Here is a 12,858-nt window from a genome sequence, read left to right on the forward strand (position 1 = left end):
GGACCGTCTCCGACGCCGGGCTCCAGAGGCCCCGCTCAGGCGCCGGGCTCAGAGGCCGAGCTCAGCCGGACCGTCTCCGACGGGCCGGGCTCAGGGGCGCCGGGCTCAGTCGTCGAGCACCGTCAGGTCCTGGCGGGCCTTCGGCACCTGCACCGTGCCCCGGTCGTCGACGAGCGGCTGGACCGTGAACATCGGGATGCCGTCCTGCGGCAGCGCCAGCGTGCGCGAGGCGTGCACCGGGCCGCCCGAGAGGCGTTCGACGGTGATCGCGTAGGAGCCCTTGAGGCCGTCGGGGACGGGCGCGTCCATGGAGAGCGTGGTCCCTCCCTTGACCGTGACCGTCTTGGTGACCGGGGTGCCGCCGCCGGAGCCGGCCGAGGCGGTGATCCGGACCTCGGCGCTCGCGGCGGGGGCGGTCAGGACGAGGGTGGCGCCCTTGGCGCGGTTGTCGGCGACGGTCGCGCGGCCCTCGATGGCGGCGGTGGCCGGGATGAAGGCGACCTCCTGCTTGTCGCCCTTGCCGCGCGCGACCCTGAGGGCGGCCACGACCGGCGTGGCCTTCTTCGGGTCGGTCGGGGTCAGCAGCAGCGAGCCGGGCTCGCCGCGGGTGAGGTCGGGCAGGTCGAGCGCGGCGGTCATGCCGGACTTGACGTGCAGGATGTCCGCGCCGGCCGGGACGATCGTGCCGGTCGGGGTGACCAGCTGGACCTTCAGGTCGGCGTCGGCGTCGCCCGGTGCGTACGCCACGAGCCGGACCGAGGTCGCGTCGGCGGGGATGCCGGGCAGGACGGCGGTGCCGGCCGGGTCGGCGGAGGCCGGGAGCCAGTCGCTGCCCGCCTTCTCGTCGGCGACGCCGACGACGGCGCCGACGCGGCCACTGCGGGTGGTCACGTGGACGGTGACGTCCTGCTGGGCCGGGTCGGTGGTGAGAGTGGGGAGCAGCACCGGGACGCTGGAGTGCGCGGGGACCGGGATGCCCTCGGTGACCTGGGACTTCAGGACGCCGTCGGGGCCGTAGAGCTCGATGTCGGCGACGGCCGCGCTGTCGTCGGGGTTGGTGAGGTGGACGTAGTCCTGGCGGTTCTTGGCGGTGGACGCGGCCGGGAACCAGAAGTCGGTGTCCGGGGCGGTGCAGCTGACGCCGAGCAGGCCGCGGGCGCCGCCGGCGGCGACGACGGTGGTCTGCTGGACGGTCCAGCCCGGCGCGAGGGCGCCGCTCGCCGTGCCGATCAGGGCGGGCGCGTCGGGGCCGTCGGCCTCGGCGGTGACCGGGGTGCCGGCCTGGGTGACGGTCGCCGGGGCCTTCGGCGCCTTGGGCTTCTTCGACTTGTCGTCGGAGGACCCGTCCTCGCCCGGGAGGGCGGCGGCGGTGGCGGGCTTCAGCTCGGCCTTGGCCGCCTTCTGCTCGCCCGGCTGCCCGGCCGTCTGTCCGGCGGTCTGTCCCGTGCCCTTGTTCGTGGAGGCGGGTGTGTACGAGGTGTACGCCGTCTCCGCCACCTCCGAGGTGCTCGGCACCGGGCAGAGCAGACCGGCGCGCTCGACCGGCAGCCGCGTCGGCAGCTGGGTCGCGACCGGCGCGGTGCCGTCGGGGGCGGTCAGGGCGGCCACGCCGGTGACGGCGGCCAGGGCGGTCGCGACCGCGATCAGGGAGAGGGTGGTGCGGTTCACTGGTTGCTGCTCCCGTCGGGACGCTGCCCGTAGCCGTACGGGTCGTAGGGGTCGTACGGCTGCTGCTGGTCGTAGCCGTTCGGCTGCTGCTCCTGCTGCTGCGGCTGCTGCTGCGGCTGCGCGTACGGGTCGTACTGCGGCTGCTGCGCGTACTGCTCGGAGTCGTACTGCTGCTGGCCGTACTGCTGCTGGTCGTACTGCGCTTGCCCGTACGGGTCGTAGGCGTACGGCTGCCCCTGGTACTGCTCCTGGTAGTAGCCCTGCTGCGAGGCGGCGGCGTACGGGTCGTCCCACTCCGGCTCCTCCGGCACGGGTACGACGGGCACGACGGGCACGGGGGCGGGGACGGGGGCGGGCTCCGGGGCCGTCTCCTGCCCGGGCGCCTGTGCCGCTGCCTCCGCCGCTGCTTCCGCGGCTGCCTCCGCCTCCGCCGCGGCGCGCAGGCGGCGGGCGCGGCGGCCGTCGCCCTCGGCGGCCTGGGCGGGGATGGCGAGTTCCTCGTCGGGCAGGTCGTCGTCGATGTCGCGGCGGCGGCCGGGCAGGGCGAGGACGAGGAGGACCAGCGCGAGGCCGGCCTGGGCCCAGATCCACGCGGTGTGGGTGATCGGGTCGTCGAAGGTGAGGTCGAGGCGGCCGCCCTCGGCGGGCAGTTCGAAGCCCTGGGCCCAGCCGTCGACCGTGACGGGCTTGAGCGCCTTGCCGTCGAGGGTGGCGGTCCAGCCGCTGTCGGCGCGGTCGGCGACGCGCAGGACGCGTCCGGCGGGGCCGGCCGGGAGCTTGGTGTGGGCCTCGACGGGCCCGGCGGCGACGGCCACCGGCTGCACGGCCGCTCCCTCGGCCCCCGCGCCCGCACCGGCACCGGCACCAGCACCAGCACCAGCACCAGCACCCGGCACGATCATGATGCGGGCGACCTCCCGGTCCACGCGCCACAGCGCGCTGCCGTCGAGCTGGCTGAGCCGGCTGAGGCCCGGGGTGGCGTCGAGGACGCGGCTCATGGAGCGCGGCGCCCCGTCCCGTACGAGCACGTAGCGGATCGCGAAGCCGCTCAGCTCCTCGGTCTGGTCGGCTCCGGAGCCGGCCACGAGGTGGGCGACGACCTGGTCGAGGCGCGGGTCGCTGCCGCCGGTGGCGGCGAGTTCGGCGTCGCCGAGGCGGCCGCCGGAACCGCGGACCAGGGTGTACGCGACCTCGCCGGGCGAGCTGCCGCCGAGCACGAGGGTGCGGGCCTGGTCGCGGGTGCCGCTCTCCTCGGCGACGAACGCGGGCACCTGGACCGGGTCGCGGCGGGTGAGCGGGCCGTCGGCGCCACCGATCATCCAGCCGGCGGCGGACACGACAGGGCCGAGGGCGCAGGCGAGGGCGACGAGCGCGGCGACGGGCTGACGCCAGCCGAAGCCGTGGGCGGCGACGCGGCTGCGGCCGCCCTCGGCGCCGATCATGGCGGCGGCGAGCAGCGCGGCGCCGTAGACGAGGGTGGCGGGGCCGGCCCAGCCGGTCTCGGCGTCGCCGGCGCCGTTGGTGAGGACGGCGAAGAGCAGTCCGGCGAGGGCGGCGGCCCAGGCGGCGCGGACGGCGAGCACCCGCTCGGCGCGCAGCAGGGCGCCGAGCGCGGCGAGCACGAGGCCGAGGAGGACGAACCCGCCGGTGGTGCCGGGGCCGCCGGGGCTGGTGCCGAGCAGGTCGAGCGCGCCGGCCGTGCCCGTACGGATGTCGAGGCCGGCCTCGCGCAGGAAGGCGGCGGGGCTGGTCAGCAGGGAGAGCGACCAGGGGGCCAGGACGAGGACCGGGGTGCCGACGGTGGCGAGGAAGCGCAGTCCGTACGCGGTGATGTCGGCGCGGCGGAGCGCGAGTACGCCGAGGCCGAGGAGGACCGCGAGCGGCCAGACGACCGGCGTGAACGCCGTCGCGAAGGTGAGGAGGAAGGTGTACGCCCAGGTGGCGCGCCAGCTGCCCCGCTCGCCGCCGGGCCGGTTCAGCCCGTACGAGGAGACGGCGGCGCGGGCGATGAGCGGGAGCAGGATCGCGAGGACGGCGGTGCCGAGCCGGCCGGTGGCGAGGGCGCCGGTGGCGGCGGGCAGGAAGGCGTAGGCGACGGCGGCCCAGGCGCGCAGGAGCCGGGACTCGACGATGCCGCGGGAGGCGAAGTACGCGGTGAAGCCGGCGAGCGGGACCGAGCAGACGAGCAGCAGGGTCAGCGCGAAGGACGTCGAGCCGAGGAACAGCGCGGAGAGCGCGGCCAGGACGGCGAGGTAGGGCGGGGCGGTCTGGGTGCCGCCGGTGCCGATGGCGTGCCAGCCGTCGGCGTACCGCGACCAGAGCCCGGAGACGGTGTCGGGCGCGGGCAGCAGCGCGCCGCCGGCGAGGGAGCCGCCGCCGAAGAGGTTGCGGCAGGCGACGAGGGAGACGACGAGGAGGAGCGCGAAGAGGACGGGCCCGGGCTTGCGGGCGATCTTCTTCAGCCGGGCGAACTGCTCGATCTCCAGGAAGTCGGCGTCGTCGCCCCCGGGGCCCGACTCGACCACGCCGTGCCGGGAGCCGCCGGAGTCGGCGTCGGAGCCGCCGAAGTGGGAGGCGAACTGCTCGGCGGCGGCGCGGACGGTGGCGCCGGGCGGCGGGAAGAGCGGGCGGAGCTCGCTCGCGGGGACGGCCGGGTTCTTGCGCCGGCGGCGCGCGGCGAGGATCTTCTCGGGGCGGAGCAGCGTGGCGAGCAGACCCATGACCTCGTCGACGGCCTGGCCGGGGGCCTTGCCGACGAGATAGCCGAGGGTGCGGAGCACGGTGCCGACGACCAACCTGAGGAACACGTACGGAAGGGTCGCGCCGCGGGTGTTGGCGAGCAGCGTGTAGACGGCGCCGGCCTTGTCGACCCGGTGCGGGTTGGCGGCCGAGCGGCCGGCGCAGTCGACGGTGCGGCGCTCGCGGGCGGACGCCTCGGCGTGCCGGAGCACGGCGTCGGGGGCGACGAGGACGCGGTGGCCGGCGGCGTGGGCGCGCCAGCACAGGTCGACGTCGTCGCGCATGAGGGGCAGCCGGCGGTCGAAGCCGCCGAGTTCCTCGAAGACGTCGCGCCGGATCAGCATGCCGGCGCTGGAGACGGAGAGGACGGAGCGGATCTGGTCGTGCTGGCCCTGGTCCTGCTCGCGGCGGTCGAGGCCGGTCCAGCGGCGGCCGCTGCGGGCGATGGAGACGCCGGCTTCGAGCAGCTGCTTGCGGTCGTACCAGCCGCGCAGCTTGGGGCCGATGACGGCCGCGTACTCGTCGCTGTCGGCGACGCGCAGCAGTTCGGTGAGGGCGCCGGGTTCGGGCGCGCAGTCGTCGTGCAGCAGCCAGAGCCACTGGACGGGCTCGCCGTGCGGGAGTTCGGGCAGGTCGTAGTTCTCGTCCTGCCAGGTCCGGGTGACCGGGTCCCAACTGCTGGGCCGCTTCAGGTAGGTGAGCTCCTCGGGCCCGAGGACGGGCGCGGTGCGCGCGGCCTCCTCGACGGCGGCGCCGAAGCCGGTGCGGCGGGCGAGGTGGAGGACGCGGTCGTCGCCGAGCGCCTCGCTGAGCAGCCGTGCGGATTCGTCGGCGCTGCCGGTGTCGGCGGCGACGGCGTTCTGTACGGGGCGTTCCTGGGCGAGCAGCCCGGCGAGGGCGTCCGGCAGCCAGCGGGCGCCGTCGTGGGCGACGAGCACGGCGGTGACGACGTGTCGCGGAAACTCAGGAGTTGAGGACATCGAGCTACGGGCCCTCCGGCCGGGGGTCGCCCGCGGGGGGCGTGGGTGCGTGCGTCTCGGACGGAGGCCCACACTAACGGCTGACACGCGGACGCCTGGCACGAGAACGGTCCGCCGCCTGTGGAGCACAGGCTGCGGACCGTGGGGTGGACCGTCGGGCGGTCCGTGGGGTGGAGCGTCCGGTGGACCGTCGGGCGGTCCGTGGGGTGGAGCGTCGGGCGGGCCGTCGGGTGGATACGGCTGCGGGCGTGATGGCCGGATTCAGACGGCGGCCTTCTCCAGGAGTCGGCCTTCTTCAGACGGCGGCCTTCTTCAGACGGCGGCGCTCGCGCTCGGACAGACCGCCCCAGATGCCGAAGCGCTCGTCGTTCTGCAGCGCGTATTCGAGGCACTCGGAGCGGACCTCGCAGGCGAGGCAGACCTTCTTCGCCTCCCGGGTCGAGCCGCCCTTCTCGGGGAAGAAGGACTCGGGGTCGGTCTGGGCGCACAGTGCGCGCTCCTGCCAGCCGAGTTCCTCGCCCGCGTCCTCGACCAGCAGTTCCTGGAACGTCTCGGTCATGTGCGCCCCTCGTCCGTCTGTGCGTCCCCGTGATGTCGCCGTGGTCGATTCCGGATGGATCGATCCGGGCCGAACGACACGAGTGAAATTACAAGTTCGTGCTCTGTGCGAGTCAAGCCGGGATCTGCTATTGGGCCCCGTATTCACTCTGCGGAACCAAGCGTATACGGAAAGTGTTCAAATCACCAAAAAACGTGACACATGCCGCCGGTCTGATCGCCACCGCCTGCCCCCAGATAAGGACGGCCGAAACGTGGATCTTGTTGCGATCCGGCCACGGAAGCGATCCGGATCACAGTCTGATCACAGGACCTCCACCGTGTTTACGGCGGCGGATGCTGCGCCATGTCTCCTGGTCGCGGGCTGCACAAACCTTTCTCCGGGCACAGTAACCGGATGAGGTGAAACATACCCCCCAAATCGGTCATTGAGTTGACAGTCGGGTGTCCCTCCGTTCACTTTGGTGGCATGCCAGCGAACGCAGCGCCCTCCGCGACCCACGCCCGTGGGTTCCGCCGCGCTGTCCAGACGCGTTCCTGTCGCTGTTGCTGTCCCAGCTGTTGATGCGCCTTTTCGCCTAGCGCTCCAGCGTCTTCCCGCGGCCGTCCCGCCGCTTCTGCCTCACCCCTCGCATCACCCCTCGTATCACCCCTCGCACCATCCCTTGCTCTGCGACACCCCGCACTTCTGCCGAGGAACCACCGCACCCCATGAACATGGACAGCGACCTTCAGATCGCCGGCGACATCCTTGAGGTACCGCACCTCCTCCAGCCCGAGCGCGAGCACCCGGTCACCGTGGCCGAGTTCGCCGGGCTCGCCCGCGAGATCGCCGGCGACCCGGCCCTGTGGGCCCCGTACGTCGAGTACGACGCCACCACCCGCTGGTACCACCGGCTGCGCACCGGCCCCGGATACGAGGTATGGCTGCTCTCCTGGCTGCCCGGCCAGGGCAGCGGCCGGCACGACCACGGCGAGTCCTCCGGCGTGCTCACCCTCCTGTCCGGCGAACTGACGGAGCGTACGGAGCGGGGCGCACGGAAGCTCTCGGGCGGCGAACAGCGCGTGTTCGCGCCCGGGTACGTGCACGAGGTGGTCAACGAGTCCCTCGAACCGGCCGTGAGCCTGCACGTCTACTACCCGGGCCTGACCGACATGCCGATGCACGAGTCGGCATACGGCTCGACGCACGGGTCGGCGGCCGGCTCGACGTACGGCTCGATGCCCGAGTCGACGCACGAGTCGACGCACGAGTCGCTGACCTCACAGTGCGGCTCCGCCCCGGCGGCCCCGGGAGTCGTCACCGCCTGACAAACTGCACTGCATGCGCATTGTGGTTCTGGCCGGTGGCATCGGTGGTGCCCGCTTCCTTCGCGGCCTCAAGAAGGCCGCGCCCGACGCGGAGATCACGGTCGTCGGCAACACCGGTGACGACATCCATCTCTTCGGTCTCAAGGTCTGCCCCGACCTCGACACCGTGATGTACACCCTCGGCGGTGGCATCAACGAGGAACAGGGCTGGGGCCGCGAGGACGAGTCCTTCACCGTCAAGGAGGAGCTCGCGGCGTACGGGGTCGGACCCGAGTGGTTCGGCCTCGGCGACCGCGACTTCGCCACCCACATCGTCCGCACCCAGATGCTGGGCGCCGGCTATCCGCTGAGCGCCGTCACCGAGGCGCTGTGCGCCCGCTGGCAGCCCGGCGTCCGGCTGCTCCCGATGTCCGACGACCGGATCGAGACGCACGTCGCCGTCGAGGTGGACGGCGAGCAGCGGGCCGTGCACTTCCAGGAGTACTGGGTGAAGCTGCGCGCCTCGGTCGACGCGCAGGCCGTCGTGCCGGTCGGCGCCGAGCAGGCGAAGCCCGCGCCGGGCGTCCTGGAGGCGATCGCAGAAGCGGACGTCATCCTCTTCCCGCCGTCCAACCCCGTCGTCTCCGTCGGCACCATCCTGGCCGTCCCCGGCATCCGCGAGGCCGTCGCCTCCGCCGCCGCGCCGGTCGTCGGCCTCTCCCCCATCGTCGGCGACGCGCCCGTGCGCGGCATGGCCGACAAGGTCCTCGCCGCGGTCGGCGTGGAGTCCACGGCCGCTGCCGTCGCCCGGCACTACGGCTCCGACCTGATCGACGGCTGGCTCGTCGACACCGTCGACGCGGGCGCGGTCGCGGAGGTCGAGGCGGCGGGCATCCGCTGCCGCGCGGTGCCGCTGATGATGACCGACCTGGACGCGACGGCGGCGATGGCGCGCGAGGCGCTGACGCTGGCGGCGGAGGCCGGCGGAGCGGGCGCGTGACGGCCGGGGCGGGGGCTTTGGGACCGGGCGCGGTGGACGCGACGGACGCGGCGGGCCGGACGACCTCCCCGGGGCCCGGCACCGTCGGCGCGGCAGGCGCTGCGGACGGAGTGACGCACCCTGTCCCCGGCTCGGTGGGCGCGACGGAAACGGTGGGCACGGCCCTCGCCCCGGATTCCGCCCGTGGATCCGCCCGGTACGAGGTGTGGGCGCTCGACGGACTGCCCGAGGTCGCGCCCGGCGACGACCTCGCCAAGCTGATCGCTTCCCTGTCCCCCGGGCTCGTCGACGGTGACGTCCTGCTCGTCACCTCGAAGATCGTGAGCAAGGCGGAGGGGCGGCTGATCGCCGCCGCCGACCGGGAGGAGGCGATCGACGCCGAGACGGTACGGGTGGTGGCGCGGCGCGGTGCCCTCCGTATCGTCGAGAACCGGCAGGGCCTCGTCATGGCCGCCGCCGGGGTCGACGCCTCCAACACCGCCGCCGGCACCGTGCTGTTGCTGCCCGAGGACCCGGACGCCTCGGCCGCGCGGATCCGCGCCGGGCTGCGCGAGGCGCTGGGCGTGGACGTCGGCGTGGTCGTCACCGACACCTTCGGACGCCCCTGGCGCACCGGACTCACCGACGTCGCCATCGGCGCGGCCGGGGTACGGGTCCTCGACGACCTGCGGGGCGTGGCCGACTCCCACGGCAACGAGCTGAACGTGACCGTCGTCGCCACCGCCGACGAGCTGGCCGCGGCCGGCGACCTGGTGAAGGGCAAGGCGACGGGGCGGCCGGTGGCCGTCGTACGCGGCCTCGGGCACGTGGTGGGCGGCGACGAGGAGCCGGGCGCGCGGGCGCTGGTGCGGGGCGCCGCTGACGACATGTTCCGGCTCGGGACCTCGGAGGCCGTACGGGAGGCGGTGACCCTGCGCCGTACCGTACGGGAGTTCACCGACGACCCCGTCGACCCGGGCGCGGTACGGCGGGCCGTCGCTGCCGCCGTCACGGCGCCCGCCCCGCACCACACCACCCCCTGGCGCTTCGTGCTCCTGGAGTCCGAGGCCGCGCGGGTGCGGCTGCTCGACGCCATGCGGGACGCGTGGATCGCGGACCTGCGCGCCGACGGCAGGTCGGAGGAGTCCATCGCGCGCCGGATCCGGCGCGGGGACGTGCTGCGCAACGCGCCGTACCTGATCGTGCCCTGCCTCGTCACGGACGGCGCCCACCACTACGGCGACCCGCGCCGGGACGCCGCCGAGCGAGAGATGTTCGTGGTCGCGGCGGGCGCGGGCGTGCAGAACCTGCTGGTCGCGCTGGCCGGGGAGCGGCTGGGCTCGGCGTGGGTGTCCTCGACGATGTTCTGCCGGGACGTCGTACGGGACGTGCTCGGGCTGCCGGACGACTGGGACCCGATGGGCGCGGTCGCGGTCGGCCGGCCGGCGGCGCCGCCGAAGGAACGGGCCGCACGGCAGGCGGCGGCGTTCATCGAGGTGCGCTGACCAGCGGGGCGTGAGGCTGCCGGGCGTCATGTGAGGCCCGGCGCCGGCACGAGCGCGTGACGTTTGCCGGTGTCACCCCTGACGTCCGGCGCGGTCACCAACGCGCGACGTTGCCAGGCGACATGCGCATGCCCGGCGCGGCAACCAACGCGTGACGTTGCGAGGCGGCATGCGGATGCCCGGCAGGTCGCCAACGCATGGCGTCGCCGGGCGTCATCCGCGGCGCCCGGCGCGGGCACGGGCGCGTGACGTTGCCAGGCGACGTGAGCATGCGCAGCGCGGTCACCAACGCATGGCGTCGTCAGGCGACGTGAGCATGCCCGGCACGGTCACCAACGCGCGACATCGCCAGGCGACATGCGCATGCCCGGCACCGGTCGCCAACGCATGGCGTCGCCGGGCGTCATCCGCCGCGCCTGGCACGGGCCTGAGCGCGAGACGTTTGCCTGGGCCCGGTCACCAGCGCGTGATGTTGCCGGGCGTCATCCGTGGCGCCCGGCGCGGCGGCACACGGCCGCTCAGCAGGATCAGCCGGGCGGCCCGGTGGCGCTGGCCCGCGTACGGCGCGAGCAGCTCCAGCATGGCCGCGTCGTCGGCCGTCCGGTCGCCGGCCAGGGCCCAGCCGACGATGCCCGGCAGGTGCAGGTCGCCCGTGGTGACCTCGTCGGGAGCGCCGTTGCTCCGCTGGATCGTCTCGGCGGAGGTCCAGGCGCCGATGCCGGGGATCAGTTCGAGGCGCTTGCGGGCCTCGGCGGGCGGCATCTGTGCGGCCTCCTCCAGCCGGGCGGCCACGCGGGCGGCCCGGACGACGGTGGCGGAGCGCTTCCCGTCCACGTTCGCCAGGTGCCACTCCCAGGACGGGATCCGCGCCCAGTCGCGCGCGTCCGGCATCACGTACATGCCCTCCGGCGCCGGCCCGGGCGCGGCCTCCCCGTACTTCCGTACGAGCACCCGCCACGAGCGGTACGCCTCGTCCGTCGTCACCTTCTGCTCCAGGATCGACGGGATCAGCGACTCCATCACGAGCCCGGTACGGGTCAGGCGCAGGCCGCGGCGGGCGCGGTGGGTGATCGCGAGCAGCTTGTGGCGCGGGACGAAGGCGTCGGGGTCGTCATCGGCGCCGAGCAGCGCGGGCGTCCGCTGCATCAGCCAGGCGGCTCCCGGGCCCCACGCCTCGGCGCGTCCGTCCGGCCGGACCCGGAGCGTCCCGGCTCCCTCTGGGGTGCGGCTGGCCCGCCAGACGGAGCCGTCGGCGGTCGTACGGAAGGTGGGGTCGGCGGGGCCGCGGCGCAGCGGCCCGAGAGTGAGCCCGAGGTCCAGCTCCGGGCCCGGCTGCTGCTCGTCGGGCCTGGGTACGGGGACGTGGCCGCCGCGCGCGGTGGTGCGGGTGGTGGGGAGGTGGGGGGTGAAGCGGCCGGCCATGCGTATGAGCGTAGCGGTGTCGCGGGCTGCACCAGCTGTGCCGGCGCCCCCGCCTCACGCCGTTGCGGGCTGCGCCCACCGCGACGGCGCCCTCACCCGTTCCCCCCGTTGTGGGCTGCGCCTGCTGGGGCGGCGCCCCGTCGCCCCCGCCGTTGTGGGCAGTTGTCCCGCAGGGCGGGACGGGTGGGCACAACGGGACGACGCCCCTTGCCGGGCCTAGGCTCCTCGCGCGTTGACGCCCGCAACGACGGCGACGCGGTCGTGGTGCGGGTCCAGGCGCAGGGGGCGGAGGCGCCCGCGTGGGCGCCGTCCCGTGTGCCCACCCGTCCCTCCCCCAGCGGGGCGATTGCCCACGCGGGGGCGGGGTGCGCCGCGGCCCACACGGCGGGGCGTGGGGCGGTGGAGGCCCGCGCGGGCGGGGTCAGGGTGGGTAAGGCGGCGGAGGCCGGCACGCGGCCGCGGGGCGCGGTGTCCCGGGCGGATGCGCATCCCGCGTGGTGGCGCGCCCCCGCCGGGCGAGGCGAGGGGCGCGGGGCGAATGCCCGGCCGCGTGCCGGGCGGGGCCGGGCCGTGGAGGGCCGGGCCGGGCCGTGGAGGGGTTACTGGTCCGAGCTGAAGCGGACCGCGCCCGCCGGGAGTTTCGCGTCGCACCAGACGCGTACGCCGTCGCGGAGTTCGTTGTCCGGGCCGATCTCCGCCGCGTCGCCGATCACCGCGCCCGTGAGGACCGTGCGGGCGCCGATGCGGGCACGGGTGCCGATCAGGGAGTCGGTGATGACGGCGCCCGGTTCGACGACGGCGTCGGCGAGGACGGTGGAGCCGTTGATGCGGGCGCCGGAGCCGATGACGGCGCCGGGGCCGATCACCGTGCCGCCGGTGAGCTTGGCGTCGGGGGCGACCCGGGCGGTGTCGAGGACGAGCCGGTCGCCGCAGCGGCCGGGCACGGCCGGGGACGGGGCGCGGCCGAGGACGAGGTCGGCGGAGCCGCGGACGAACGCCTGCGGCGTGCCGAGGTCGAGCCAGTACGTGGAGTCGACCATGCCCTGGAGGTGGGCCCCGCGGGCCAGCAGCTCGGGGAAGGTCTCGCGTTCGACGGAGACGGGGCGCCCCGCCGGGATCGTGTCGATGACGGAGCGGCGGAACACGTACGCGCCCGCGTTGATCTGGTCGGTGACGATCTCCTCGGGCGTCTGCGGCTTCTCCAGGAACGCCGTGACGCGCCCGGTCCCGTCCGTCGGCACGAGACCGTACGCGCGCGGGTCGTCGACCCGGGTGAGGTGCAGGGACACGTCGGCGCCGGAGGACCGGTGGGTGGTGACGAGGGCGCGGATGTCGAGGCCGGTGAGGATGTCGCCGTTGAAGATGAGGACGGGGTCCTCGGGCCCGGAGTGCAGCCGGGAGGCGACGTTGCGGATGGCGCCGCCGGTGCCGAGCGGCTCCTCCTCGGTCACGTACTCGATGCTGAGCCCGAGCGCCGAGCCGTCGCCGAAGTACGGCTCGAAGACCTCCGCCAGGTAGGAGGTGGCGAGGACGATGTGCTCGACCCCGGCCGCCCGGGCCCGTGCCAGCTGGTGGGTCAGGAAGGGAACGCCTGCCGCCGGGACCATCGGCTTGGGGGTGTTGACCGTCAGGGGACGCAGCCGGGTGCCTTTGCCACCGACCAGGAGAATCGCTTCGGTCACCTGTTCGTCTCTGCTTCCTGTTCGGGTCCGGTCTC

General features: G+C 74.6%; 8 protein-coding genes and 1 pseudogene. 3 read left to right on the forward strand and 6 right to left on the reverse strand.

Annotation, left to right across the window (positions count from 1 at the left end):
- Positions 1–105: 105 nt before the first annotated feature.
- The 4 genes and pseudogenes from ACIRSU_RS36080 to ACIRSU_RS36095 form a co-directional block, all read right to left on the reverse strand.
- Entirely contained in the window at positions 106–1,668 is a 1,563-nt protein-coding gene (locus ACIRSU_RS36080; RefSeq protein ID WP_403801755.1) for a DUF5719 family protein, read from the reverse strand.
- Positions 1,665–5,387 carry a glycosyltransferase family 2 protein gene (locus ACIRSU_RS36085; RefSeq protein ID WP_403801758.1) on the reverse strand — a complete coding sequence of 1,241 codons (3,723 nt, stop codon included), beginning with the start codon at positions 5,385–5,387 and terminating at the stop codon, positions 1,665–1,667. Before ACIRSU_RS36085 ends, ACIRSU_RS36080 begins: the two co-directional genes overlap by 4 nt.
- A gap of 152 nt (positions 5,388–5,539) precedes the next feature.
- Positions 5,540–5,779 (reverse strand): annotated as a pseudogene (locus ACIRSU_RS36090) (hypothetical protein); the annotation flags it as partial.
- The gene (locus ACIRSU_RS36095) at positions 5,683–5,946 is read right to left on the reverse strand and encodes a WhiB family transcriptional regulator (RefSeq protein ID WP_389215982.1); all 264 of its coding nucleotides are present in this window, start codon (positions 5,944–5,946) and stop codon (positions 5,683–5,685) included. The pseudogene ACIRSU_RS36090 and the gene ACIRSU_RS36095, both read right to left, overlap by 97 nt.
- A 710-nt stretch (positions 5,947–6,656) precedes the next feature.
- On the opposite strand from ACIRSU_RS36095, the gene ACIRSU_RS36100 reads away from it, so the two are divergent.
- The 3 genes from ACIRSU_RS36100 to ACIRSU_RS36110 all read left to right on the forward strand — a co-directional run bounded on the left by ACIRSU_RS36100 (position 6,657) and on the right by ACIRSU_RS36110 (position 9,719).
- A complete protein-coding gene (locus ACIRSU_RS36100) occupies positions 6,657–7,256 on the forward strand; it encodes a cysteine dioxygenase (protein ID WP_403801761.1) in 600 nt (199 codons plus the stop codon).
- A 13-nt stretch (positions 7,257–7,269) separates the two neighbouring features.
- Entirely contained in the window at positions 7,270–8,235 is a 966-nt protein-coding gene (gene cofD, locus ACIRSU_RS36105; protein ID WP_403801763.1) for a 2-phospho-L-lactate transferase, read from the forward strand.
- A 152-nt stretch (positions 8,236–8,387) separates the two neighbouring features.
- The gene (locus tag ACIRSU_RS36110; protein ID WP_403801798.1) at positions 8,388–9,719 is read left to right on the forward strand and encodes a coenzyme F420-0:L-glutamate ligase; all 1,332 of its coding nucleotides are present in this window, start codon (positions 8,388–8,390) and stop codon (positions 9,717–9,719) included.
- 456 nt (positions 9,720–10,175) lie between these two features.
- On the opposite strand, the gene ACIRSU_RS36115 is transcribed toward ACIRSU_RS36110, so the two are convergent.
- Entirely contained in the window at positions 10,176–11,141 is a 966-nt protein-coding gene (locus tag ACIRSU_RS36115; protein WP_403801766.1) for a DNA-3-methyladenine glycosylase family protein, read from the reverse strand.
- A 599-nt stretch (positions 11,142–11,740) separates the two neighbouring features.
- A complete protein-coding gene (locus ACIRSU_RS36120; protein ID WP_403801768.1) occupies positions 11,741–12,823 on the reverse strand; it encodes a sugar phosphate nucleotidyltransferase in 1,083 nt (360 codons plus the stop codon).
- Between the last annotated feature and the right edge of the window lie 35 nt (positions 12,824–12,858).

It is taken from the genome of Streptomyces sp. NPDC101160 (genome assembly GCF_044768205.1).
Lineage (GTDB): Bacteria > Actinomycetota > Actinomycetes > Streptomycetales > Streptomycetaceae > Streptomyces.